Origin of the sequence: Brevibacillus sp. WF146 (assembly GCF_001673705.2) — a bacterium.
In the GTDB taxonomy this organism is placed as follows: Bacteria; Bacillota; Bacilli; order Brevibacillales; family Brevibacillaceae; genus Brevibacillus; species Brevibacillus thermoruber.
The window spans coordinates 3,055,409-3,077,500 of record NZ_CP109943.1 but is presented as its reverse complement, the minus strand read 5'-3'; the positions used below and the strand labels follow the sequence as shown (position 1 = coordinate 3,077,500).

At 55.8% G+C, this 22,092-nt stretch carries 32 protein-coding genes, 6 tRNA genes and 1 rRNA gene (1 of these 39 running past the window's edge); 36 read left to right on the top strand and 3 right to left on the bottom strand.

Features of this window, described 5'->3' with window-relative positions; genetic code table 11:
* From A6764_RS15360 to A6764_RS15325, 8 genes are all read left to right on the top strand, one after another.
* Positions 1-1,627 (top strand): 23S ribosomal RNA (locus A6764_RS15360); it begins 1,390 nt to the left of the window's first position.
* A 51-nt stretch (positions 1,628-1,678) separates the two neighbouring features.
* Positions 1,679-1,770, top strand: a tRNA-Ser gene (locus A6764_RS15355).
* A gap of 27 nt (positions 1,771-1,797) precedes the next feature.
* Positions 1,798-1,874: transfer RNA gene (locus A6764_RS15350), tRNA-Met, on the top strand.
* A gap of 1 nt (position 1,875) precedes the next feature.
* A tRNA-Trp gene (locus A6764_RS15345) sits at positions 1,876-1,949 on the top strand.
* A 25-nt stretch (positions 1,950-1,974) separates the two neighbouring features.
* Positions 1,975-2,050, top strand: a tRNA-His gene (locus tag A6764_RS15340).
* 10 nt (positions 2,051-2,060) lie between these two features.
* Positions 2,061-2,134 (top strand) — tRNA-Cys (locus A6764_RS15335).
* A 7-nt stretch (positions 2,135-2,141) separates the two neighbouring features.
* Positions 2,142-2,218, top strand: a tRNA-Arg gene (locus A6764_RS15330).
* A 187-nt stretch (positions 2,219-2,405) separates the two neighbouring features.
* On the top strand, positions 2,406-3,449 hold the full coding sequence (locus A6764_RS15325) for a tyrosine-type recombinase/integrase (RefSeq protein ID WP_065068334.1): 1,044 nt from the start codon (positions 2,406-2,408) through the stop codon (positions 3,447-3,449).
* 219 nt (positions 3,450-3,668) lie between these two features.
* Here the strand turns inward: A6764_RS15325 and A6764_RS15320 are convergent, their stop codons facing one another.
* Positions 3,669-3,830 (bottom strand): hypothetical protein, encoded by a 162-nt coding sequence (locus tag A6764_RS15320; RefSeq protein ID WP_264622273.1) that lies wholly within the window; start codon positions 3,828-3,830, stop codon positions 3,669-3,671.
* A gap of 62 nt (positions 3,831-3,892) precedes the next feature.
* Between A6764_RS15320 and A6764_RS15315 the strand changes: the two genes are divergently transcribed.
* The 14 genes from A6764_RS15315 (at position 3,893) to A6764_RS15255 (ending at position 11,869) form a co-directional block, all read left to right on the top strand.
* The gene (locus tag A6764_RS15315; protein ID WP_065068335.1) at positions 3,893-4,327 is read left to right on the top strand and encodes a helix-turn-helix domain-containing protein; all 435 of its coding nucleotides are present in this window, start codon (positions 3,893-3,895) and stop codon (positions 4,325-4,327) included.
* A gap of 180 nt (positions 4,328-4,507) precedes the next feature.
* Positions 4,508-4,708: a hypothetical protein gene (locus tag A6764_RS15310; protein WP_065068336.1), complete on the top strand. Its 201-nt coding sequence runs from the start codon at positions 4,508-4,510 to the stop codon at positions 4,706-4,708.
* 31 nt (positions 4,709-4,739) lie between these two features.
* Positions 4,740-5,093, top strand: coding sequence for a DUF3102 domain-containing protein (locus A6764_RS15305; protein ID WP_065068337.1), 354 nt, complete (start codon positions 4,740-4,742; stop codon positions 5,091-5,093).
* A 139-nt stretch (positions 5,094-5,232) separates the two neighbouring features.
* Positions 5,233-5,562, top strand: coding sequence for a hypothetical protein (locus A6764_RS15300; protein ID WP_065068338.1), 330 nt, complete (start codon positions 5,233-5,235; stop codon positions 5,560-5,562).
* A 230-nt stretch (positions 5,563-5,792) separates the two neighbouring features.
* Positions 5,793-5,978, top strand: coding sequence for a KOW motif-containing protein (locus tag A6764_RS15295; RefSeq protein WP_065068339.1), 186 nt, complete (start codon positions 5,793-5,795; stop codon positions 5,976-5,978).
* On the top strand, positions 5,975-6,349 hold the full coding sequence (locus tag A6764_RS15290) for a hypothetical protein (protein ID WP_065068340.1): 375 nt from the start codon (positions 5,975-5,977) through the stop codon (positions 6,347-6,349). Before A6764_RS15295 ends, A6764_RS15290 begins: the two co-directional genes overlap by 4 nt.
* A gap of 6 nt (positions 6,350-6,355) precedes the next feature.
* Positions 6,356-6,745, top strand: a complete 390-nt coding sequence (locus A6764_RS15285) for a hypothetical protein (protein WP_065068341.1) — start codon at positions 6,356-6,358, stop codon at positions 6,743-6,745.
* Complete coding sequence (locus A6764_RS15280) at positions 6,742-7,206, top strand: hypothetical protein (protein WP_065068342.1); 465 nt, start codon at positions 6,742-6,744, stop codon at positions 7,204-7,206. The genes A6764_RS15285 and A6764_RS15280 overlap by 4 nt, the downstream gene beginning before the upstream one ends.
* Complete coding sequence (locus A6764_RS15275) at positions 7,190-7,591, top strand: hypothetical protein (protein WP_065068343.1); 402 nt, start codon at positions 7,190-7,192, stop codon at positions 7,589-7,591. Before A6764_RS15280 ends, A6764_RS15275 begins: the two co-directional genes overlap by 17 nt.
* A gap of 246 nt (positions 7,592-7,837) precedes the next feature.
* Positions 7,838-8,632, top strand: a complete 795-nt coding sequence (locus tag A6764_RS15270; RefSeq protein WP_083989949.1) for an ATP-binding protein — start codon at positions 7,838-7,840, stop codon at positions 8,630-8,632.
* Between the two features lie 199 nt (positions 8,633-8,831).
* Complete coding sequence (locus A6764_RS15265; protein WP_065068345.1) at positions 8,832-9,047, top strand: hypothetical protein; 216 nt, start codon at positions 8,832-8,834, stop codon at positions 9,045-9,047.
* A gap of 212 nt (positions 9,048-9,259) precedes the next feature.
* Positions 9,260-10,606, top strand: coding sequence for an AAA family ATPase (locus tag A6764_RS15260; RefSeq protein ID WP_065068346.1), 1,347 nt, complete (start codon positions 9,260-9,262; stop codon positions 10,604-10,606).
* A 92-nt stretch (positions 10,607-10,698) separates the two neighbouring features.
* Entirely contained in the window at positions 10,699-10,917 is a 219-nt protein-coding gene (locus tag A6764_RS22450; RefSeq protein ID WP_082059676.1) for a helix-turn-helix domain-containing protein, read from the top strand.
* On the top strand, positions 10,889-11,869 hold the full coding sequence (locus tag A6764_RS15255) for a toprim domain-containing protein (protein ID WP_065068347.1): 981 nt from the start codon (positions 10,889-10,891) through the stop codon (positions 11,867-11,869). Before A6764_RS22450 ends, A6764_RS15255 begins: the two co-directional genes overlap by 29 nt.
* A 25-nt stretch (positions 11,870-11,894) precedes the next feature.
* Here A6764_RS15255 and A6764_RS15250 read toward each other — a convergent pair whose 3' ends face one another.
* Both A6764_RS15250 and A6764_RS15245 read right to left on the bottom strand, forming a co-directional pair.
* Entirely contained in the window at positions 11,895-12,146 is a 252-nt protein-coding gene (locus A6764_RS15250) for a helix-turn-helix domain-containing protein (RefSeq protein WP_065068348.1), read from the bottom strand.
* A 17-nt stretch (positions 12,147-12,163) separates the two neighbouring features.
* Positions 12,164-12,364: a helix-turn-helix domain-containing protein gene (locus A6764_RS15245; RefSeq protein ID WP_065068349.1), complete on the bottom strand. Its 201-nt coding sequence runs from the start codon at positions 12,362-12,364 to the stop codon at positions 12,164-12,166.
* A 172-nt stretch (positions 12,365-12,536) separates the two neighbouring features.
* Here A6764_RS15245 and A6764_RS15240 point away from each other — a divergent pair, with 172 nt between their 5' ends.
* The 14 genes from A6764_RS15240 (at position 12,537) to A6764_RS15175 (ending at position 22,033) form a co-directional block, all read left to right on the top strand.
* Positions 12,537-13,133, top strand: a complete 597-nt coding sequence (locus A6764_RS15240; protein ID WP_083989951.1) for a sigma-70 family RNA polymerase sigma factor — start codon at positions 12,537-12,539, stop codon at positions 13,131-13,133.
* 405 nt (positions 13,134-13,538) lie between these two features.
* Positions 13,539-14,096: a hypothetical protein gene (locus A6764_RS15235; RefSeq protein ID WP_065068351.1), complete on the top strand. Its 558-nt coding sequence runs from the start codon at positions 13,539-13,541 to the stop codon at positions 14,094-14,096.
* A gap of 143 nt (positions 14,097-14,239) precedes the next feature.
* Positions 14,240-14,377 (top strand): hypothetical protein, encoded by a 138-nt coding sequence (locus A6764_RS15230; RefSeq protein ID WP_176703387.1) that lies wholly within the window; start codon positions 14,240-14,242, stop codon positions 14,375-14,377.
* A gap of 43 nt (positions 14,378-14,420) precedes the next feature.
* Positions 14,421-15,191 carry a hypothetical protein gene (locus tag A6764_RS15225; protein ID WP_065068352.1) on the top strand — a complete coding sequence of 257 codons (771 nt, stop codon included), beginning with the start codon at positions 14,421-14,423 and terminating at the stop codon, positions 15,189-15,191.
* Positions 15,192-15,208: 17 nt separating this feature from the next.
* Positions 15,209-15,481 (top strand): hypothetical protein, encoded by a 273-nt coding sequence (locus A6764_RS15220; RefSeq protein ID WP_065068353.1) that lies wholly within the window; start codon positions 15,209-15,211, stop codon positions 15,479-15,481.
* A complete protein-coding gene (locus A6764_RS15215) occupies positions 15,465-15,863 on the top strand; it encodes a group I intron-associated PD-(D/E)XK endonuclease (RefSeq protein ID WP_065068354.1) in 399 nt (132 codons plus the stop codon). Before A6764_RS15220 ends, A6764_RS15215 begins: the two co-directional genes overlap by 17 nt.
* Entirely contained in the window at positions 15,863-16,840 is a 978-nt protein-coding gene (locus tag A6764_RS15210) for a hypothetical protein (protein WP_065068355.1), read from the top strand. The genes A6764_RS15215 and A6764_RS15210 overlap by 1 nt, the downstream gene beginning before the upstream one ends.
* Before the next feature lie 36 nt (positions 16,841-16,876).
* Entirely contained in the window at positions 16,877-18,973 is a 2,097-nt protein-coding gene (locus A6764_RS15205; protein ID WP_065068356.1) for a DNA polymerase, read from the top strand.
* The gene (locus A6764_RS15200; RefSeq protein ID WP_141669816.1) at positions 18,952-19,959 is read left to right on the top strand and encodes a hypothetical protein; all 1,008 of its coding nucleotides are present in this window, start codon (positions 18,952-18,954) and stop codon (positions 19,957-19,959) included. The genes A6764_RS15205 and A6764_RS15200 overlap by 22 nt, the downstream gene beginning before the upstream one ends.
* Positions 19,960-20,146: 187 nt before the next feature.
* Positions 20,147-20,401, top strand: coding sequence for a hypothetical protein (locus A6764_RS15195; RefSeq protein ID WP_264622272.1), 255 nt, complete (start codon positions 20,147-20,149; stop codon positions 20,399-20,401).
* Complete coding sequence (locus A6764_RS15190; RefSeq protein WP_065068360.1) at positions 20,398-20,661, top strand: hypothetical protein; 264 nt, start codon at positions 20,398-20,400, stop codon at positions 20,659-20,661. The genes A6764_RS15195 and A6764_RS15190 overlap by 4 nt, the downstream gene beginning before the upstream one ends.
* A complete protein-coding gene (locus A6764_RS15185; protein ID WP_065068361.1) occupies positions 20,651-21,187 on the top strand; it encodes a crossover junction endodeoxyribonuclease RuvC in 537 nt (178 codons plus the stop codon). Before A6764_RS15190 ends, A6764_RS15185 begins: the two co-directional genes overlap by 11 nt.
* 1 nt (position 21,188) lies before the next feature.
* The gene (locus A6764_RS15180) at positions 21,189-21,821 is read left to right on the top strand and encodes a beta clamp domain-containing protein (RefSeq protein ID WP_065068362.1); all 633 of its coding nucleotides are present in this window, start codon (positions 21,189-21,191) and stop codon (positions 21,819-21,821) included.
* The gene (locus A6764_RS15175; RefSeq protein ID WP_065068363.1) at positions 21,818-22,033 is read left to right on the top strand and encodes a hypothetical protein; all 216 of its coding nucleotides are present in this window, start codon (positions 21,818-21,820) and stop codon (positions 22,031-22,033) included. Before A6764_RS15180 ends, A6764_RS15175 begins: the two co-directional genes overlap by 4 nt.
* Positions 22,034-22,092: the final 59 nt, after the last annotated feature.

Sequence of the window (22,092 nt, the reverse complement as noted above, 5' to 3'; positions counted from 1 at the left end):
AGGGTTCCTGGGGAAGGCTCGTCCTCCCAGGGTTAGTCGGGACCTAAGCTGAGGCCGAAAGGCGTAGGCGATGGACAACAGGTTGATATTCCTGTACCACCTCCATTCCGCTTGAGCAATGGCGTGACGCAGGAGGATAGGGCGAGCGGCCTGCTGGATGGCCGTCCAAGCAGCAAGCCTGGTGTGTAGGCAAATCCGCACACCGCCAAGGGCAAGCTGTGATGGCGAGGGAAATATAAGTACCGAAGTCCCTGATTTCACACTGCCAAGAAAAGCGTCTAGCGAGGAATGAGGTGCCCGTACCGCAAACCGACACAGGTAGGCGAGGAGAGAATCCTAAGGTGCGCGGGAGAACTCTTGCTAAGGAACTCGGCAAAATGGCCCCGTAACTTCGGGAGAAGGGGCGCCCCGGTAGGGTCAGGGCCCCCGCCCGACGCGAGCGTCAGCTTTCGTCGGGTGGGCCCGAGCCCGAGGGGGCCGCAGTGAAAAGGCCCAAGCGACTGTTTAGCAAAAACACAGGTCTCTGCGAAGCCGCAAGGCGAAGTATAGGGGCTGACGCCTGCCCGGTGCTGGAAGGTTAAGGGGATGAGTTAGCGCAAGCGAAGCTTTGAACCGAAGCCCCAGTAAACGGCGGCCGTAACTATAACGGTCCTAAGGTAGCGAAATTCCTTGTCGGGTAAGTTCCGACCCGCACGAAAGGCGTAACGACTTGGGCGCTGTCTCGGCAAGAGACCCGGTGAAATCATAATACCTGTGAAGATGCAGGTTACCCGCGACAAGACGGAAAGACCCCATGGAGCTTTACTGTAGCCTGATATTGGACTTTGGTACGATCTGTACAGAATAGGTGGGAGCCTGAGAAGCCGGTGCGCCAGCATCGGTGGAGGCGCCGTTGGGATACCACCCTGATCGTATCGGAGTTCTAACCCGCGGCCCTGATCGGGTCGGGGAACAGTGTCAGGTGGGCAGTTTGACTGGGGCGGTCGCCTCCTAAAAGGTAACGGAGGCGCCCAAAGGTTCCCTCAGAATGGTCGGAAATCATTCGTAGAGTGTAAAGGCAGAAGGGAGCTTGACTGCGAGACCTACAAGTCGAGCAGGGACGAAAGTCGGGCTTAGTGATCCGGTGGTTCCGCATGGAAGGGCCATCGCTCAACGGATAAAAGCTACCCTGGGGATAACAGGCTTATCTCCCCCAAGAGTCCACATCGACGGGGAGGTTTGGCACCTCGATGTCGGCTCATCGCATCCTGGGGCTGAAGTAGGTCCCAAGGGTTGGGCTGTTCGCCCATTAAAGCGGTACGCGAGCTGGGTTCAGAACGTCGTGAGACAGTTCGGTCCCTATCTGTCGCGGGCGCAGGAAGTTTGAGGAGAGCTGTCCTTAGTACGAGAGGACCGGGATGGACGCACCGCTGGTGCACCAGTTGTTCCGCCAGGAGCACAGCTGGGTAGCTATGTGCGGACGGGATAAGCGCTGAAAGCATCTAAGCGTGAAGCCCCCTCCAAGATGAGACTTCCCACAGCGTCAAGCTGGTAAGACCCCTCAAAGACGATGAGGTTGATAGGTTCGGTGTGGAAGCGCGGCAACGCGTGGAGCTGACGAATACTAATCGGTCGAGGACTTATCCACTCCATAATCCTTTGCCACCCATGCGTATCCGGTTTTGAAGGCATATATCGCGGAGAGTTACCCAAGAGGCCGAAGGGGACGGTTTGCTAAACCGTTAGTACGCGATTAGCGTAGCGAGGGTTCGAATCCCTCACTCTCCGCCATCTTCCCTACAGCATTCATAAGTGCGTGGCGGTGTAGCTCAGCTGGCTAGAGCGTTCGGTTCATACCCGAAAGGTCGGGGGTTCAAGCCCCTCCACCGCTACCAAAGGGGCATAGTTTAACGGTAGAACGAAGGTCTCCAAAACCTTTGGTGTGGGTTCGATTCCTACTGCCCCTGCCATTTTTCTCCATTTCTTGACAACACGGCGGTCGTGGCGAAGTGGTTAACGCACCGGATTGTGGCTCCGGCATTCGTGGGTTCGAATCCCATCGATCGCCCCATGCATATCGAGGGAGTATAGCCAAGTGGTAAGGCACGGGTCTGCAAAACCTTCACCCCCGGTTCGAATCCGGGTACTCCCTCCACTCATACGTCCCAGTAGCTCAGCTGGATAGAGCAACGGCCTTCTAAGCCGTCGGTCGGGAGTTCGAATCTCTCCTGGGACGCCATCCGTTAAAAATCCCGTAATATCAACGTTTGTCAGCCGGGAATGAGTCCGGCAGGCCGAACGAAAGGTCAACGGTCTACGGTAGGCGTGCGGGGAGAAAGCGGGAACCGATCGCCAGAGAACGTTGACGCGTTAACGGTTAAACCTCCTGCGGATTCGTCAAAAACGAATCAACGGGAGGTTTTGTCGTGTCTACGGATAAACGTACAGGCCGGAAACTCATCCGCGGTCAACGGTCGACGACCGTAAACGAACGCGTGTCCTACGGCCTCGATGACGCATTCGAACTCTTTTATAACGTGAAGAAGGCGGAGGGCATGCGAGAACGCACGCTGGCCGATTATAAGGCCCACTGGCGCTATTTTCGCGCGTGGGTAGACGATAACTACCCCGGCGTAAAAATAAACGATATAACGCCGTCTATTGCGCGAGAGTACTACATCTACATGGCGGATGGGCGGACGAAGTACGAGGGCGTAGAGGGCCGCGAAATCGAAGGACAAGCTCTATCGCCGACGACCGTCGCAATCCGGTTGCGGACGTTGCGGACGATGTTCAACTTCTGGGCGCGCGAACGAATGATCGACATTAACCCGGTCGCTAATTTGAAGCCGCCGAAAGAGGACGAGGACGAAATCGAAGCGTTCACGGACGACCAACTCCGCCTCCTCTTGGCCGCGCCAGATACGCGGACGTTTGCGGGGTTTCGCGACAAAACGCTCATGATGCTCCTTGCAGATACGGGCCTTCGCATTAACGAGGCGCTCGCGTTAACGGCGGAACATATCGACGTGAAAGCGCGTTGCATCCACTTGCCGGCCGCGATGAACAAAAACCGCAAGCCGCGGATTGTGCCGGTATCTCACGAAGTCCTGCGCTTGTTGTTCGAGTTGATGACGGAGAACAAAACGTTCTTCCCGGACGCCGAACACATTTTCCTTACGGCATATGGCGAGCCTTTGACGGGCGATACCGTACGGAAGCGACTAACCCGATACGGGAAACAGGCGGGCATTGACGGGCAAGTCCGGGTGAGTCCGCACACATTCCGTCATTACTTCTGCAAAACGTATCTGCTTAACGGGGGCGACCTATTCACGCTACAACGAATCGTGGGCCACGCGGACATCTCAACAACGCGCAAATACGTACAAATGGACGACGAGAACATACGGGCGCAGCACGCGCAGTTTTCGCCGATCATGCGGCTTCGTGCCGGTAAACGACGCTAGTCCTTCGGGGCTGGCGTTATTTTTTTTGTCCGTAAGTTGTGCGAGATCGAGTTTCGTGCGTTTAACGGAGTAGACAGCGAAAAAAAAAATAATCGGGAGGTGTACAAAATCGAAGTTCGGTTGTTATTAGAGGGTAGAAAGCGAAAAAAAATGCGCGAGGTGATGTACCAATTTTGCTCACTATTGTGCTTATAAAAAGTAAAGAAACCGAAAAGCCCCTCAGGACAGCAGCCTGAGGAGCAGTTCGGCGAGGAGCACGACCCACCATGCTTCCTCGGCGCTGAGGTAAATCGTGATGTTGTAGGTGTTATTGCTGCGATGGTTCAGATCGCAGCCCTCCCTCCCTGTCGTTTTTAGCGCCAAAGCGCTAGGCGTCCGCATTGGCACGACAGAACACCCGAAGGGATTACCAAAATTTTACCACGCGGAGGTGATTTCCGTAAATGTCCGCTGAGCAAAACCTCGTTTCCGTCGAAACCCAGTCGGAATATTCCGTCACAACCGGCCGCCGTGAAACGCGCATCTTCGTAAAGATGTACGTCGAAGCCGCAAGCTCCGGGCTCATCGCGGACATGGGCGCGGAACGGTGGCAGACCCTTTGCGTTCTGGCCTCGTTCATGGACGCGAGTGGCGATTGCTACCCGTCGCAGGAACATATCGCGGCAAGGCTCGGCGTATCGCGCCAGGCGGCAGGAAAGCGGATCAAATCGCTACTCGCGTACAGATGGCGGGGGCGGCCCTTGGTGATCGCGACGAAAGCGCGAGAGGACGGGACACAGCGGTTTGAGAACACGAGGTACACGGTGCTTCCCGTCAGTCAGCTCGCGATATTCGACGGGGAGGCGGAGTCCATGTCCGCTGGAGCCGACACGGGTTGACCCGTATATGGCTCTACTTGACAGTAACTATATCCATCTTTAAACAAGAACCATCTTTTAACTAGATAAGAGATAGCGCTCAGGATTCGTTTCACTCATCCTTCGCGCAGTCTCTATCTATGTATAAACACACAGGCAATCCAACGCGACAAAGGGATCAAGTAACAGGGAGGATGACACATGAGTGTGTATAAGCCTGTTGTTCCAAAATGGGTCGCTGAAATCCTTGAGTTGGAAAAGAAATATAACAACATCCATTACCCATTTAAGTGTAGCGGTAAGACAAGAAAAGACTGGCAAGAGTGGAAACGTAGATACTCAAGGAAGTTAAAGTACGCGCGGTTAAATGGTTGGATCGTCAGTGAGGAGTTAGATAGTTGAACACACGCAACGCGAAGAAAGGATGGTAAAGATGAATGTGCAAGCAAGGCAATCGAACGAGACCGCCGCGCTCTCCAACGACTTGGCTGTTATCGCCGCCGAGATAAATGCCTACAAGCGAGTCGCGGGTGAAGCAATCTTTGAGATCGGGCGGCGACTGAAAGATGTTCGCGATGCTAAACTTGACAGTCAAGACCCGAGAGAGCGACTTATCGCGCAACAACGGGAGGAGGTAGGCGGGTGGATAAAGTGGCTAACTGAGCATGTAGAGTTTACGCGCCAGACAGCTACTAGGTTTATTCAAGCGTTCGAGCAGTTCGGTGATGGTACGCATGCGTACCACCTCCCTATGTATAAGATATTTGACCTAATTTCGATTGAGTGATTGTCCTCTAGATGAGGGCAATAGTCCTCATGGATTGACCGAACTTTGGACTGAATCATGACAAATGCCTCCTTTTTGTAGGTTTAGATACCTATTCTACGCGAGTAAATGTTTTCCTGTTGAAAGGAGCCCGATGCCCATGCCCTGCAAACTCTGCCTCGAACGCGGCAAGACTTGGAACGGAGACGACCCGCGCTGCGCCTTCGAAACCGGCGTATTTTCCCCGGACAACTGGAACTGCGCGACCATGAACGCCTTGCGTGACATCTCCCGCAAAATGCGGACGACCTACCGCGATGACATGGAGGCCGCCTCCATCGGATACGTCCCGTTCGAAGACGGCTATGTCGTTATGACGTGGTACAAGGATCGCGGACGCACCGGCAACGCATTCATCGCGTATGACGACGAACCCATACGCGAACTAACGGAAGCCGACGCGCTACTTGCGATCGAACAAAACCGCTGAAAGGAGCCGATACCTATGCGCATTCTCACCGGAACCTGGCGTCGCCTCACCCCGCGCACCAAGTTGCGTCTGCTCCACGCCTACGCCACGCAAACACATCGCCAGACGCGCTAGAACCGCCCTATAAGCCGCGTTTGCCTCGCGGGTATATTACGGGTACCATGCGCAAACCAAACGCTCTACGCGGCGTATAAACGGTCTCAGACGATAACTATACGAGGAGGTAACGTATGCTCACGATAAAACCCGGCGACCGCGTCCGCGTGCTGACGGGATGGTACGCGGGCCAGATCGGAAGGGTCTACGCGATTGGACGGCGCGACAACTATCCGATTCACGTCGAGTTCCCGAATAAGGACGTTAACGCCTATTACGAGGAGCAAGTCGAAAATGTTGACGAGGAGGTAACGATATGACAACGAAACCTAACGGAATCACACCGGAAGAACTCACCGCGATACGCGAGCGTGCGGAGAAGGCGACGCCGGGACCGTGGTTGTGGAGTGGCGCGAAAGTTCTTAACGGTAAGTACATGTTTGTTCCGCAAGGGTCATATCTCGCGGACACACTAATAACGTTCGGGGATACGTACGAAAATGGCGGGTATGACGCCGAGTTCATCGCCCACGCCCGCGAGGACATTCCGCGGTTGCTTGCGGAGATTGAGCGGTTACGTACCGCGTTAGAAGAGATCAATCGCGCGTGGTACGAGGATAGCACCGATTACGATTTTGCGATGAAAGTGCGGACGATACTCGATAAGAGCGGATTCCGAAAAGGAGAGTGACGCGGAATGAACACGGACAAAATCACGCAGTATCTCGAACAAATGGCGGCCAAACTCGGTGTCGCGGCGGAACACGTTTATGGCGTGCTCGTGCGGCAGCAGTTGGCGGAGGGTATCGTATGGGCGGTTGGATGCGCGGTCTATATCGGTTTTCTCGTATGGTTAGGGCGGAAGCTATACGCTAAGCAAGCGGAAATCCGAGAACGCAACGCGAGTAAATCGTACTTCAACAGGGAGGACGATATAAGCGAGGGGATTTTTGCTTACAACATGCTCGGGGGAATTTCCGGTGTGCTTGCGTTCGCACTTTTACTTTACGGGGTCATGCATGTCGTGAGCCCAGAGTATTACGCAATCCGTGAAATCATGGACGTTATCGGGGGTGCTACGCGATGAGCGAAACTAAACGTGACCTTAACGTCGACCTCGCGATATGCAACGCGGCAACTTCGGGGCCTTGGGCGGCCGATAAGGGATACGAGCAATCTGAACGAGGCAACTATGTATACAGCCAGGCGGATGGGTCCGTTGTCTGCGCGGAACAAGACGATACAGACTGCGTTCTGACTGACACGGACGCCCGTTTCATCGCCGAAGCCCGCACCGGATGGCCTCACGCGATTGAGCGGGCGCTGGCGGCGGAAAAACGTGTCGCGGAGTTGGAGGCGAGGTTGGCATGCATTGAGGAAAAACGCGCTAAGGCGCGAGAGCAATTCGAAGCTCTCCGGAAGAAATTACGTAAATGCTGCGTCTGTGGCCGTCCGTTCGTTGCGATCGATCCCGAAGAATTCGCGTGTAGTCCGTGGTGCGGCGAGCACTTGACAGAGGGGGCGACCGCCGATGACCAAACGGAATAACCGCCTCCCACCCGCCAAAGACTGGCGCGCCCGCCCGGTCGAAACGTGGAATACCGCCAGCTTCACGGAGTACCTCCGCGACCGCCACACGGAACTCTACGGTATCCCGTACGTTCCCGGTCGCGGCGGTTGGCGCGCGGAGCAGGGCATGATCAAGCGGATGATCGACGAGCACGGTCCGGAAGTCGTCCGGAGATTCATCGACGGGTGCTTCCGCGAGTACCGGCCGACTCGCGAGTACCCTGGCGTGAACTTTACGTTTATGTACACGTATATGCGCGGCAGGGTGCTGCCGAAGGTGCTGGCGGAGGCGAAGCGCGAGGTAAGGCGGGAACTGGCGGAGGCGTCGCGGCCAAGTTTCGAGGAGCTGGCGGAGTGGTTGTAAGATGCGAACAAACGGCGAACGTTCGACATGTGTTCGTATTTCATCCGGAAAATGTTCCGGAAGTGTTCCGTCTGTTATCGCGGTCGACAATTCGATTACGATATAAGCGTGTGATTTTCCCACGCTGACGTACATTACTCTTCGGAGGTGACGTCGTCATGCTCGAAGAAAATTAAAAATCAATGCCTAACTTTCGGACAAAAAGGTCAAATATTAGAGTGAGAAGGATGTGGAGGTGTCCGCTAATTGACGCAAACAAACGCGCATAACTGCATTCTCCGCGAACCCTGCCGGACGGCCACGGACCCCACCGTCTGCACCCGTTTATGCCCGCACTTCATCGCGCTCCACGGGGCGTCCGGCGCAGGTGGTAGAGTGAGCGCAGCGAACATACCGTCCGACTACCGCCATGTAACGGTAGCCACCTCGGTCGTGCGTGCAAGTCAACCGGAGGTGTATCGCTTACTGACCGAACGGATTCGCGGGAATCCGTCTTATATCGAGACATTCGAGCGTCAGTTCTCGGATGATCCCGCCGACCGGATCAAGTCGTTATACCTGTACTCGCGCGAGCCTGGTACCGGCAAAACAACGACGGCCGCCGCGATTGCGAACGCGTATCTCATCGCGCACTATATCGGCAGCCTTCAACGGAATAGGCGACCGCTGGAGCGACCGGTATACTTCCTCGATGTGAACGAGTGGCAGACGCTGTTCAACCGGTTCAATCGTCCGCGCGTGCCGGACCATATCGCAGGGCCAGCGTCGGCGGCGTATTATCGCGCGATGGAGGCGGCGATGAGCGCGCCGTTCGCGGTGCTGGACGATATCGGCGTGCGTGACGCGACTGACGCGTTTAGGGGCGATCTACACGCGATTATTAACGCGCGGGTGACGAACCGGCTGCCGACCGTGTATACGTCGAACGTGCCGATCGAGGAACTCGCGCAAGTGTTTGACGCGCGGCTGGCGGATCGGGTCCGGGATCAATGCGCGGTGGTTCCGTTCGTTGGCGAATCGAAAAGGGGGGTGCGGAGATGAGACCGAGGATAAAACGAAATGCGATTCGGTGCTTACATTGCGGGGATGTCATCGAATCGAAACACCGCCACGATTACGTGACTTGTTCTTGCGGAAAGGTCGCGGTGGACGGCGGGCTGGATTATGGTAAGCGTTCCTTTCCGAGCCACCCTGGCGAGGACCATTACGAGGACTTATCCGAATATGAGGAGGATTCGCGATGACCCAACCGAAGCGCACCCGTCAGCGCCGCCAAAAGCCGCAACTATCCGCGGAAGAGTACGCGTATTGTAAGGACGCTACCATTCGGTATGACCACGCGCTCGACGAACGGTTTGGATACGGCGAGTTTGACTGGGACCGATACGTGTTTCTAAACGGTAAACTGGCGGAATGGTACGAATTGCTGCATAAACGCGGAGGTGTGACGGAATGATCCGATGGTTCCTGACGAAGTACCACGCGTGGCAACTGCGTCGGTCCATCCGGTTGGAGGCGAAGGCTCGCCGGTTGTGGGATCGGCATTTCGCGGAGTGGTACGTGTTGCACAGGTAAAACAAATTTGTACTATTGCCAAAATAACCCGGTAGGTGTACAATCTACTTGTACCTAACGGGAACAAACGTTCGTGAAACGAGGTGACTGCGTGTGGCATATGGCGAGCAGCTTTTATCGAAGGTGATCGACGCGAACGACCCGGCCGCCCTAACCCGTTACGACATCCGCGAGGAACACTTTGGCACGGAGGCCGAGCGGAGGGCCTACCGGTTCATCCGCGACTATGCGGCAGCCAACGGAGGGGCCGCGCCGGATTACCGGACGGTGGCGGCAGAGGTCGCGGGCTTTACGTACATGCCGGAGGTTGCGGATTCGTTCGAGTGGCTGGCGCGCAAGGTGAAGGAAGACGCGGGCAAGCGGTCGCAATACGCGTTCTTTACCGGCCGCGAGTTCAACGAGAAATACGCGTCGCTCCCGCCGGAGAGGTTCGCGGAGTGGGTGACGGAGGAGCTCGGAAAGATAACGGACCGCACCCGCGTTCGGACGAAAGTGGGAACGGACCTCAAACGGGATACGGACGCATTTCTCGACGAGTACCGCAAGCGCAAAGAGGGGCGCTCGTTCAAGATTTGGCGCAGCAAGTTTCCGACGATCAACCGCGAGATTGGCGGGTACCTTTCCGGCAACCTCTATACGTGGTACGGGCGGTCGGGGCGCGGTAAATCGATCTTTACGATGGAGGAGGCGATCGAGGCCGCGTTCCAGGGGGCGACCGTTCTCATATGGGCGATAGAGATGTCGCGGTTCGAATGGATGGCGCGCGCCTACTCGTCGATTAGCGCTCGGCTTGGCGTCTGCAACGCGCAAATTGACGGCGTGGATTACGAGGCGGGCTTCGAGAACCGCGCGTTGCTGGCCGGTAAGCTGACGGAAGAGTTCGAACGCGGGTTTGAGGCGTTCCTAGCGCGACTTAACGACGTGGTGCCGGGTACGATTATCGTGCGCGCGGTCGATGATCCGGACTTTACTTCGCGGCGCGTCCGTGATCTGGAAGCGGACATTATCGCGACAAAGGCGGATGTGGTCGTGATCGACCCGTACTACTACCTGACGTACGAGGCGAACACGTCGAAAACGGCGGGCGGGGACGCGGCGGAGACGTCGAAGAAGCTCCGGGCGTTGGCCGGACGTACGCAAACGGTGATTCACGGTATCACTCAGGCGGAGGAAGTCCGCGACGATAAAGATGACGAGGGGAATCGCGAGTTGCGGCCGCCGACGCGTGCTGAGTTGAAGAAGTCGAAGGCGTTCCTGGAGGATTCCGCGTTGACGCTCGGGATTGACACGCTGGACGGGATCGGCGTCATTCAACTGAACAAAGGGCGTAATGGAGGCGAGGGCGTCACGGTTGAGGTCGTGTATCTGCCGAATTATGGGATTGTGAAAGAGTTGGAGACGGGGGATGTGGCCGTTCAGCAATTCAAATCAGTTTTTTAGAAAAATCTTCTTGCAATACGAAATCGTATCTGGTAAATTTGAACTACGATACGAGATAGTATCGAAGATTTGAGGAATGGTAGGTAATTGAAATGGATTGCTTGAAAGAGGTACTAACCGCATCAGAGGTTGACCAACTGTGGAATAAGCCGCAAGGAACCACGAAGTTGAAATGCGTTCGCGGAGCCTTTACTGAAGAAGAGGCACGTAAATCAGGCGGCACATGGCTAGTCACTTATAGCGGCGCGGTTAGAGTCTTCGGCAACCCACCGGAAAGGAGTGATGAATCTGAAAGTAGACATCCGCGCTGAGCTCGAAGTCTTCCCGTGGAAGCGAGCTACCTGGACGCCGGACAAGTTAATCGCAGCCTCTCCGTTCCGCTACGACAGCACACCGTCCTTCTACGTCTGGCTCCACGATAACCCGGTAACTGGCGCGCGTGCAGGCGATTGGGGCGATTACGGCGCGGCCGATCCGGAATACCGACGCGGCGGCTTCGTCAAACTCCTCGCATTCCTCCGCAACGAAACGGAAGAGGAAACGCGCGAGTACCTGCGGTGGAAGTACGGGGACGGCCCGGTCGCTGCCGATGTCGAGCCGTTAACGCTAGACCTGTCGGGAGTTCTGCGGTTACACGAGCGAAAGCAGCCGTTGGACCCACGAATCCTAAACGTATGGGACCGCGAACATCCGTATCTTGGCCTACGCGGAATAAGCCCGGAGATACAGAAGGAGATGCGCGTTGGGTACGATATAAAGAGTAAAGCGATTACAATTCCGTGGTTCCTTCCGGACGGTTCGCTAGCCAACGTGAAGTTCCGTCGAGTCGATTTGAAGACGTTTTGGTACGTCAATGGCGGTTGGCCGATACGCGAGTTAATTTACGGAATAGACCTAATCTACCGAAAACGGGCGAAGATGGCCGTACTGGTCGAGGCGGAGATTGACGCGATGTACGTCATGACGGCGGGTTTTCCGGCGGTTGCGGTTGGCGGATCGTCATTTAGCGAGGAGAAGGCGGAGTTGTTGCGGAAGAGTCCGATAGAGGAACTGCGGATCGCGACGGACAATGACGAGGCGGGCGAGCGGTTGAAGGCGCAAGTGATCGAGAAGATGGCGGGATACTGCGAGTTGTATGACGTTGAGATTCCGGTTGGGTGCAAGGATGTTAACGAGGTGGGATCGTTAGAGGAGGTGGTGTCTATCGTGAAGGAAGCGGTGCCTTGTAGAGATTTCGCTGGCAAATTACTCTTTAAAGAGTAATCGGTGTCGGAGAGTAGGTAGATCCCTACTCCTTTTGACGCCTACGTCGCTTACGTTCCGACGGTTTCACCGGAATCCATTCGTACAGATCGTCGATATGGATTCCTAGTGCGTGGGCTACTGATTTTGCGTTGCCTAACGACATCTTCTTGACGTCATTCACCCAGTCGGAAACTTGAGAGGGCGGCATATTGAGCTTCTCACAAAGCTCCTGCTGCGTCATTCCGGCCTCTCTTAGCCTTCTTGCGAGTAGGCACCTTCCGACTTTGAAAGACATCAGGCACCTCTATACTTTTAATTAAATTTAATCCTCACAACTTCCTCAATCGGGACCCGTAGATAGCAGCACACCTTGTTTATGGTCTCGAGGGTAACACTTTGGTTCTTCTTGAACTTTGCCACCGTTGCCGGAGACAGTTTGCATTCCCTAACAAGGTCGATCAGTTGTATGTTTTTCTTCTCAATGGTCCGGAAGAGGGGGTCGTAGTTGATCATGGCCTTCCCTCCAGAAAGTAACTTTTCCGTATTCACAAAACTGTATTTTTGGAATATACTTCTATTATACAGGAAAGGAGGGAAAACATTCAAAAAAAGTCCGTAAAGCATGTACCAATTTTACTAGAAATCGTGCTTATTAAAGTATAGGGCGAATGGAGGGGACGATAAAGTGATCACAAATAAACAACTGAATAGGCTTGCAACAAGCGCAAAGCTAGGTTGTCCTGAGGCAAAGGATGAGCTGCTAAGGCATTACATCCCAATTATCGAAAGATTGTCTAAGAGCATCTGGTACTACATCGAGGACACGGACGCTTTTGAAACATACTGTTACAAGCGTTTAGAAGACGCTATCAAAAGGTTTGACCCAAGTCGAGGTTCTTTCTCGTGGCAAATGCAGTTCAGGTTACGTCAAGCAAAAAGCCATTTTCTGAAGAATAGGGGACGAAAGCTAAAACAGATACAGTCCCTTGACGATTTAGGCGAGGTTTCTGATTCTAAGACAAAAAGGAAAGAGTACTTCGAACCAATCGACGATTTGGCGGTCGTCGAGGACGAATTACTTGTGAAAGAAAAAATCGCCCTTTTGGCGAAGGGCGACTCCCGAAAGAAAGCGATTTTACTCGCTTGGTCCGATGGCTTCTACAATGACTCCGCACTCTCAGAGTTGTTGGCGCAACTCTTCGGAGGTAAACCGGAATCACATAGGCAAGCCATCAAAAGGTTTAGGTCTTTTTGTCAAGCATCTTTGGCGGAGATTGCTTGACGACCGTTGAGGGAAATGGAATAACGGCGTTTAGGCGTTACGTCGTTATTCCGCCCTCACTTACAGTATAACCAACGTTGATAAGCGTAATCAACCCAATGTCGATTTTTTCCAAGTTGAATAACTACAATATACAGTTTAAAAGTTTGACACCATTATGTCAAGCGTATTTGTCACGCCTAATTTTCGACAAACGAACGGAGGGACTACGATGCCTCACGCTAAGAATATACGAAAACCTAACGAAAGAGTTTCGCATCATCGCGATTTCTTCGATCCATTTGACGTATACGAGCGTTTCATTCGCGTAGGTTGCGAAGGCACGACGCTCGACTACGATTTGTTCACGGGCGGCCGCGAACGCCCTAAGCGCGGCAAATCGCTGCCCAGGGCGGTGAGGCTCGCATGACCCTCGCGATTGCTGCCGCCACCCCGCAGTTCACCGGCAAAATCACGGTCACCCAACACGCGATCGATGAAGCCGTAAAGGACTTCCGTGTTCCGCGTCAGACCGCCGAAGAGTGGATTCGGTCGAACCTGCGCAAGGCCCGGTTTATCACGAACACGATCTCGGAAGAAGGCAAACCGTCGCGCCTCTTCGGTTATCAACGGATCGCCTTCGTTCTCGCACCGGAAGAAAACATCGTTATCACGGTCTATCCAGCGAATCCAAAAGCGTTCCTGCGCGAAAAGGTCAACGCCCTGGTCACGCGAGAACTACGCAAGATCGAGCGGCACGAACGCGTATTGGAGCGCAAGATCGCGCTGACCAAAGCGGAACTCGAAATCGAGAAGGCGCAGTTACAACTCCGGCTTCTCCGCGCCAGATCGGCGGCGACGAAGCTCGCGTGCCAAGCGCGCATTAACGCAATTAACGAATACTTCACGCAACTTGACGCGGATTTGCTCGCGGTCAAGCACGAGAAGCGCGCGGTGGCTAAGACGGTGGTTGCGTATTTATGACGGAAAATGCCGACCATTCCGCGTCGGCAGCGTAGTATCAACGTACGGAACGGGACTGACCCGTGACGGTTGGTGCTACGCCGCGGGCGCGGGAAATTCCGGCGTCCGAAACGAGAAAATCCGTAAAGGAGCGTGAGCGAACGATGGCAAAACGCAATCGAAACCGCAAGGACCGTCAGACGCCGCAGTTCAAGTTTTTCCAGGTGTTCCGCGTTAACAAAGTGCCGGACGGTCCGCTGGGCGACCGACTGATGACGTGGATGCTGCGCGATTACAGCTAAAGCTAACGCGGCGTAACGAAAACTAACGAAAAGGAGCGATTGTATGAGCGGTATTTTCACGAAACGAGGCGCAGAGGCGGTCGAATCCGCCACGGCCGAAAAGGACGCGAAATCGAGCGCAATTGTTTCGTTCAAATCCGGCACGACGTTGAAGGTGCGCGTGAAGGGACCGGCCGATTCCGCCGAGTATTACGCGTACGGCATTTTTAACCGGGTGAATACGTTCGTTCCCGCGCAGCCAGCGACTCGTAACGCAAAAGGGTTCATCACCGCGAACCCGACCGTATGGGACCGCGCAGCCGACTACCTGTACGCGCAGGCCAAGGCGGCCAAGGACGCGGGCGATGCGGCGGCTGCCGAGGAACTGTCGAAAGAGGCGTACCTGTACAAAGGGAAACCGCGCTACCTGATCGGATTCGGTTCGCTTGAAACCGGCGAGGACATCGTCGTCGATTTGTCCGCGAAACAGGCGCGCGGCGTGCTCGATACGATCAAAAAGTACGCGAAGAAACTCGATAAGGTCGCGTTCGAACTGTCTAAGTCCGGCACATCGACGAGCACGGCCGTAACGCTCACGCCAATCCTCGATATGGACGAAGACCTCACGGAAGCCGAGCGCGCCAACTTCGTCAAATGCGGCGAGAAACCGTTCGACTTCGCGCTGTTCGACGACTGCCTCTATATCGCGGACGAACAGGAGCAAATCAAGAATCTCGTCGTGGCCGGGTTTGACGTCGCGAAGATCGGCCTGACGCTCGGGGCGGGCGCGAGCACGGATGAGGCGGAATCTGACGACAGCCTGCCGCAATTTTAACGAAGGGAGGCGGCCACATGGCGCAAGTAACGCAACGCGAACGCAAGATCACGCTCGCGATCAACGTGAGCAAAGCGGATGAACTCCCGCAGACGGCCGATCACATCCGCGATTTCCTCGACGCTCTCGACGCCGCGAACGAATACGATGTCGACCTCCACGTCGGCGTTAGCACTCCGCAAGAGGACGATAGGCAACCGATCGGATTCGGGGCGCACGCGGTTGGGCCGACGGTAGAAATCGAGTTAGACGAAGATGACGAGGAGGAACCGGATGGCCTCGAATACTAACAAGCGTGGAACGCACGCCGAGCTCGTCGCCATGACCGCGTTATTGGCGGCGGGCTACGAGGTGGCCGAACCGGTCGCGGCGGAAACCTACGATCTCGTCGCGAAGGAACCGGGCACGGGCGAGTGGCGGACGTTCCAAGTGAAGACGTTGCGATACCGCGACGATAAGGGCGGGGCGGGCGGCTATTACGTGCTAAACGGGACGCGCAATAACGGCGAGACGTACGAACCGGGAGCGGTCGACTATATGATCGGCGTGCTTGGTAACGTATGCTATCTCGTTGAGTGTACGGGGCAGTCCGAGTATTGGGCGGCGGCGGACGCGATTGACGGGAAGTGGCGGAAGCTGACCGTAAGTATGAACGAAGCGGAGGCGGTTTGATGAGCGATATCATCGTTCACGAAGGGAAGAAGTACCGGAAGGTTGACCGAAAGGCGACCGTTGGTGATCGCTTTCTCATCATCACACGCGCAACTGGGCCGCACTTTACGGAAGGCAAAGTATACACGATAGCCAACGTGTATGAAAATAAACCGGAAGTAGTGGATAATTTCGGGACGAAGATACCGATTATTGATTCGAGGTACGTCGTTCTGGAACCGGTAGTCGCCGACCTGTCCGCGCTCGAATCCGAACTGGCCGCGATGAAGGCGAAGGTGGCCGAAATGGAGCGCCAGTTGACGGAGGCTAAGGCGGCAAATCGGTTGAAGGTCGGGGATTATGCGAAAGTTGTAAATCAGATTGCGGGCTTTAGCACGAAAGGCCAGATCGTAAAGATTACGGAGGACGACGGTACAACCATTCCGTTTAGAACCGAGGGGTTGGACGGTAATTATACGGGCTGGTACTCGGAAGAAAGTCTCGTCCGCGCCACCGACGAAGAAGTCGCGGAGGCCAAGCGTAAACTGGCGCAAGACAAGATTCAGCCGGGCGTTTACGTTAAATTGCAAATTCCGGAAGGATCACGGCCGCGATACGGTTGGGGAGACGCCAGGAACGGAGACATCGGAAAGGTGGCGAGCCGTGACGGTAAGGAGGTTTGCGTTGACTTTCCGTCACACTCCGGATGGTGCGGAATTGTCCACGAACTCGTACTGGCAACGGAAGCTGAGCGCAAGCAAGCGGAGGAAGCCGCCAAATGGGCCGCGATCGGACGGAAGCCTGGCGAGTTTAAGGTCGGGGACATCGCGGAGGTAGTGGATAGTCCGGCAGCGTTACCGAACGGAACGTTTTTCGAGGTTAAAGAAGTAGGTGGCAGCTACGTTTACGACCACAAGGGGTACGTTTATATGTCACCGGGGAAGCAATTAAAACTCGTCGCACCCGTCGAATCCGTCGTCAACCTGCGCGTATCCTAACCGCCTTACGGCGACTACGCAGGGAGGTGACGATTATTGAACGTCCAACTTCGTCTCAGCCTCCGTTCCCCGACCGCAGAGGACAGCGAAAAGAAGGCGCGAGCAACCGAGGCTCAACGGAAGAAGGGCGCGGCTGAAACGGTCGAGCAGGCGTGGGAACGGATTCTATCGATGAAAAACTCTCCGACCGATCAAGAACGTTTGCTGGCGGTAAAACGCGCGATGGAGTCGGGTATTATAGGCGGATACCCGACCGTCGCGGGCAAACGGTTCAGCAAGGCGGAGGCGTTGCGGTTGTGGGCGGAGCTAAACGCCCGGCAGCGCGAGGAAAAGTTGGCGGAGATGGTACGGAACACCCCCGCCAACTACCGCCTGATCCAAACGGTCGCGCAGATGGACGCGTTAATGGCGGACCTGGCGAACGAACCGATCATCGCGGTCGACACGGAGACGACCGGCCTGGACTACTACGATGAAGACGTGATTGTCGGGATTTCCTTAACGCTCCCGAACGCCAACTATCACGTTTACATTCCGGTAGGGCACGATGAGGGCGAGCAACTGGCGCGAGAGTACGTGTTGGCGCGGCTGAAACCGGTGCTGGAAGACGAGTCGGTTGGCAAGGTCCTTCACAACTACAAGTTCGATGCGCACATGTTCATCAAACACGGGATTCGGATGCGTGGCCTCCGGTGGGATACGCAAATTGCGATGCACATTCTCAACGAGAACGAACCATCGTACGCGTTGAAGAATCTCGCGACCAGGTATTTGAACGAGCCGTCCGACACGTTTGAGACGCTTTTCGGAAAGGCGAAGTTCAATACGATTCCGCTGGACATCGCGCTCGTGTACGCGGCGAAGGACACGGATTTGACCTGGCGGCTGTACCGATTTCAACGGGCGCACTTCGAACGACTGCCGAAGCTCCTGGACGTGTACGAACGGATCGAAAATCCGTTGATTGACGTGGTGCTCGATATGGAGCGCGCAGGCTTCGTACTGGACACGGAGTACGCGAGCAGACTGGCGGAGGAGTTACGGACCGAGTTGGCGGAGATCGAACGGCAACTGACGGTTCACTTCGGAGACATCAACTTTAACTCGCCGGTCCAACTCAAGCCCGCGATTGAGGCGCTTGTTCGCGAAAAGATTGACTCGACCGATGTAAAGACGCTGAGGGCGTTACAGGACCGGCACGATGCGATCAAGCTGCTGTTGAAGTATCGCGAGGTTACGAAGTTGCTCGGTACTTACGTCGAAGCACTTCCGCAGCAGGTACGCGGTGACGGCCGGATTCACGCGAACTTCAACCAGGCGGCGACGGTGACCGGACGGTTCTCGTCGAACAACCCGAACTTCCAGAATCAACCGAAGTACGCGCGCAAGATGTTCATCGCGCCGCCGGGCATGGTCATCCTTTCCGGTGACTTCTCGCAGCAGGAACCGCGATTACTGGCGCACTTTAGCGGTGAGCCCGTACTGATCGAGGCATACCGAGCCGGACGCGACTTGTACACGACGGCCGCGGCGGAACTGTTCGGTGTGCCGGAAAGCGAGTGCGGTGACGGTTCGAAATACCGGAAGATGATGAAAACCGGTATCCTGGCGGTTATGTACGGTACGGGAACGAAGACTCTCGCGGGCCAGCTCGGCATCTCCGAGAAAGAGGCGGAAGACTTCATTCGCCAGTTCTACGCGAAGTACACGAAGGTCAAAGCGTGGATCGACGGTAATATCGCGTTTGCACGCCGTCACGGGTACGTCGAGATGTTGTACGGGCGGAAACGCCGGCTGCCCGAGATCAAGTCGCGCGACAAATGGGAACGGCTGCGGGCCGAACGCCAGTGTACGAACGCGATTGTCCAGGGGTCTGCCGCGATCCAAACGAAGCTGACGATGATCGAACTCGATAAGCTGTGCAAGCGCAAGGGCTGGCAGATGGCGTTTACGATCCATGACGAGATCGGGCTGTACGCGCCGAAAGATATTACGCTCGATGACGTTCGCGAATTTGAGTCGGTCATGTTGAACACCGTGACTCTTGCGGTGCCGAACAAGACGGATATTGAGATTAGCGAACGATGGGGCGAAGGAAAAAACGTGAAGGAGTGGTTCGGATTAGTCAGTTAGCCGACGATTTCAAAGCGATGCTCGACCGGTATCATTCCGCGCCCGAAGTTTGGGACGATCAACTTGACGCGTTGATCTACGAACAGCAAGCGAAAATTCTGCGGACCCGACGTTTCTTCGATTTCAAGTCGCAGCCGTACTTTTCCCCGTCGAGCGCTAACGCGTGCAAACGCGAGCTATACGAAAAGTTGCGCGGCGCGAAAAATGACGTTCAGCCCCGGCCGCCACATCAGGGCCGCTGGACCCGGCTGGGCACCGCGATCGGCGCGATGATCCAACGCGACCTCCTGTTCATCGAAAAGCATTACGAGAAGATATTCGGGGAGGCCCCGCCGTTCACCGTCGAGCGCACGCCGGAAGGCTACCCGGTCTGGGAGGATTTCGCAACGCGCCTCCACGTCATCGAACACGGAGGCCACCGGTTCGCCCTCTACGGAAAGCCCGACGGTATCCTCCGGTATAAAGACGGTCGTCGCGTCGGCCTCGAAATCAAGTCGAAGCAGACGACCGCGAGCAAGACCGGCTCCATGCGCGAGGCCGAAGGCAAGCACGTTGCGCAAACGGTTGTGTACACGGAGATGTACCGGGAGCCTGACGCGCCACTCGACGATTACCTCATTGTCTACGTCAACGCCGCGAAAAAGGATTGGGCGATGACGGACGAGGAGTACGCAAAGAACCCGGATTTGGTCGCGTTCCATATCACGGTATCGGATCGCGATAGGCACGTGCTCCTTGACGATTTGGCGAGCGTGGTGCAGGCGGTGAAAGACGGGACGCCGCCGCCGTTGGAACTCGACAAGTGGACGTTCAACAACTACAAGACCGCGTGTGCTCTTTCGCTCACGGACGAGGAGTTTGCGGCCTTGCGCGAGCAGGTACGGGCGATGCTCAAGTCGCGGCTACCGGAGTGGAAGAAGCAGCAGTATTATGACGCGTTCGAGCAAATCAAAGCGATGCGTGAGCAAAACGAGGTTGCCGGTTAGGCACGAAAGGAGAGTTGTGAAATGAACTCTATCAGAAAGCGCGAGATTGCGAGTACCGTATTCCGGAAAATTGACGATGGCAAGTTCATAGTGGTGAAAAATCGTAACGGAGAACTCTTCAAATCCCCGGCCACTTACACGGAACGCTTCGTACGTGCGTACGCCGCAATCGAGGATGACGTCGTGATTGAATCGACGAACGGACCGGACGGGGCGCCCGTCAATGCCTAACGTCTCCTACGAGTTTATCGAGCAGCTCAACGAAATGGACGACGAAATCCGTAATCTCCGCGCCTCCGCCCATGTGGCCGCCGACGACCTCCGCCAATTGGCCGCGACGTTGCACACGGTTGACCCCGAGGAGATTTACGATGCGCTGATTGATATTGCGCGAGCACTCGAAAGGGACGCGGGGATATATCGAAGGGAGGACGCGGAATGACGTATACAATCGAACGTATACGCAAAAAGAACGGCGAGGTTCACGAACGTGAGTTGCGCAGAAAGGGGCAACGCGTAGGTGTCGGCATGTTAGCGCTAGGCGCTCCGTTGATTCTCGTTTACGTCGACGACGAAAACAAGGTGCTGACGACATCCCCGGTCGAGGCATATAGCGAAACAGGAGACGCGCTGATCGTCCAAACGCGAAACACCGTGTACTGCCTACGCAAAGTATCGGAGGTGGCCGCGCATATCTCGTAAGAAAACCGAGTTACTTACGCTTTACCTCGGCCTCGACCTCTCGCTAAACCCCGGGTTCGCGGTAATTGGCGTAACCAACCGAAAACCGCACCTGGTCGCGGTCGCCCACGCCAAAACGGACGCGTCCGAGAGCCAAACGCTGCGTTACGAAATCATCGAATCGGTCGCGCTCCTGTTCATTCGCGAGCAATTGCGGGCGGGGCCGTTCTCCGGGGTCATCCGCGAGATTTGGCCGCCATCGCGCGATTACCGGTTGAACGACAAGATTCACGGGGCATGGTCGGCGGTGGACCGGGCGCTCGCGCGGTATGGGTACGAAGTTACCGCCAACATCACGCCAACGACCGTAAAGAAAACGGTGACCGGCAACGGTAAGGCGGAGAAGGCGGAAGTGGCCGCGGCGGTCCGGCGGTTGCTCGGGTTGGCGGAGGATTACCGGTTTGCGACCGATGATGAGTCGGATGCGGCGGCCGTGGTGCTGGCGTGGCTGATCGGACAAAACTTGATTGACGTGGAGGAGCGATAGAATGACTTTAACGGTACACGAACGTTACGCAATCGCGATGAAACACGCGAAGAAATTCGCGGGTAAATCGGCAGCGCGTCCGATACTGGCGGGTGTCTATCACGCGCCGGATGGATCGCTGGCCGTAACGGACGCACACCGGTTGCTGCGTGTCGAGAACGCACATGAGCGAACGGAACCCATCGTGCTTGACGCGAAGACGAACGCGCTCATCGACGGTATGTTCCCGGATATTTCACGCGTGATTCCGACATCATTTTGCGCGGAGTATACGGTGGGCGGCGAAACCCTGGACACGCTCATATTGGCGCATGAGATCGCGGTCAAGGTCGGGGGCAAGAAAACACCGTACGCTGCCATCACGGTAGTCTGCGGTGGGCCTACCGTTAAGACAACGTGCGGAACTGGCGTTTACGAGTACGCACCAACCGTTCGCATAGACCGTAGTGGTGACGACTTCACCGTCCACTACAACGCGCAATATGTTCTGGATGCACTGGTGGCGCTACGCGATTTCCGTCCGCAGACGGTAAGTATCCGTTTTACGGGCGCTCTGAGTCCGTTCGTGCTCGAATCGGATAACGGAGTGTTGACGCTGATTCTCCCGATTAAACGTCCGGAGGTGACGGAATGATGCATACATTTCTCGCTTGGACTCTTGCAGTCATCGGAGTAACCGCAGTATGGTTCGCGGGCGTTTCAATCACGGCATGGCTCGTTTCTACGCTCGTTGAATACCTGTTCGCGGTCGATTTCGGATTCTGGAAGGCGTTCGCAGCAATCGTGCTACTCGGCGTTATCAGTAACGTAGCATTCAGCGGTCTGCGCCGCGCGAATACGAGATGACCCGCCATTACGACGACTGGAACGCGCCATTCCCCGTCCGCAACCTCCGGTACTTGTGG

Excerpts from the sequence above, each read along its gene's own strand:
- A6764_RS15320 (WP_264622273.1), bottom strand. The coding sequence starts at position 3,830 with ATGCGGACGCCTAGCGCTTTGGCGCTAAAAACGACAGGGAGGGAGGGC.
- A6764_RS15285 (WP_065068341.1), top strand. The coding sequence starts at position 6,356 with ATGAACACGGACAAAATCACGCAGTATCTCGAACAAATGGCGGCCAAA.
- A6764_RS15250 (WP_065068348.1), bottom strand. The coding sequence starts at position 12,146 with ATGTCTTTCAAAGTCGGAAGGTGCCTACTCGCAAGAAGGCTAAGAGAG.
- A6764_RS15215 (WP_065068354.1), top strand. The coding sequence starts at position 15,465 with ATGGCCTCGAATACTAACAAGCGTGGAACGCACGCCGAGCTCGTCGCC.
- A6764_RS15315 (WP_065068335.1), top strand. The coding sequence starts at position 3,893 with ATGTCCGCTGAGCAAAACCTCGTTTCCGTCGAAACCCAGTCGGAATAT.
- A6764_RS15255 (WP_065068347.1), top strand. The coding sequence starts at position 10,889 with ATGAATCTGAAAGTAGACATCCGCGCTGAGCTCGAAGTCTTCCCGTGG.
- A6764_RS22450 (WP_082059676.1), top strand. The coding sequence starts at position 10,699 with ATGGATTGCTTGAAAGAGGTACTAACCGCATCAGAGGTTGACCAACTG.
- A6764_RS15230 (WP_176703387.1), top strand. The coding sequence starts at position 14,240 with ATGGCAAAACGCAATCGAAACCGCAAGGACCGTCAGACGCCGCAGTTC.
- A6764_RS15275 (WP_065068343.1), top strand. The coding sequence starts at position 7,190 with ATGACCAAACGGAATAACCGCCTCCCACCCGCCAAAGACTGGCGCGCC.
- A6764_RS15235 (WP_065068351.1), top strand. The coding sequence starts at position 13,539 with ATGACCCTCGCGATTGCTGCCGCCACCCCGCAGTTCACCGGCAAAATC.
- A6764_RS15175 (WP_065068363.1), top strand. The coding sequence starts at position 21,818 with ATGATGCATACATTTCTCGCTTGGACTCTTGCAGTCATCGGAGTAACC.
- A6764_RS15190 (WP_065068360.1), top strand. The coding sequence starts at position 20,398 with ATGACGTATACAATCGAACGTATACGCAAAAAGAACGGCGAGGTTCAC.
- A6764_RS15180 (WP_065068362.1), top strand. The coding sequence starts at position 21,189 with ATGACTTTAACGGTACACGAACGTTACGCAATCGCGATGAAACACGCG.
- A6764_RS15280 (WP_065068342.1), top strand. The coding sequence starts at position 6,742 with ATGAGCGAAACTAAACGTGACCTTAACGTCGACCTCGCGATATGCAAC.
- A6764_RS15310 (WP_065068336.1), top strand. The coding sequence starts at position 4,508 with ATGAGTGTGTATAAGCCTGTTGTTCCAAAATGGGTCGCTGAAATCCTT.
- A6764_RS15245 (WP_065068349.1), bottom strand. The coding sequence starts at position 12,364 with ATGATCAACTACGACCCCCTCTTCCGGACCATTGAGAAGAAAAACATA.
- A6764_RS15300 (WP_065068338.1), top strand. The coding sequence starts at position 5,233 with ATGCCCTGCAAACTCTGCCTCGAACGCGGCAAGACTTGGAACGGAGAC.
- A6764_RS15220 (WP_065068353.1), top strand. The coding sequence starts at position 15,209 with ATGGCGCAAGTAACGCAACGCGAACGCAAGATCACGCTCGCGATCAAC.
- A6764_RS15295 (WP_065068339.1), top strand. The coding sequence starts at position 5,793 with ATGCTCACGATAAAACCCGGCGACCGCGTCCGCGTGCTGACGGGATGG.
- A6764_RS15210 (WP_065068355.1), top strand. The coding sequence starts at position 15,863 with ATGAGCGATATCATCGTTCACGAAGGGAAGAAGTACCGGAAGGTTGAC.
- A6764_RS15305 (WP_065068337.1), top strand. The coding sequence starts at position 4,740 with ATGAATGTGCAAGCAAGGCAATCGAACGAGACCGCCGCGCTCTCCAAC.
- A6764_RS15265 (WP_065068345.1), top strand. The coding sequence starts at position 8,832 with ATGACCCAACCGAAGCGCACCCGTCAGCGCCGCCAAAAGCCGCAACTA.
- A6764_RS15225 (WP_065068352.1), top strand. The coding sequence starts at position 14,421 with ATGAGCGGTATTTTCACGAAACGAGGCGCAGAGGCGGTCGAATCCGCC.
- A6764_RS15290 (WP_065068340.1), top strand. The coding sequence starts at position 5,975 with ATGACAACGAAACCTAACGGAATCACACCGGAAGAACTCACCGCGATA.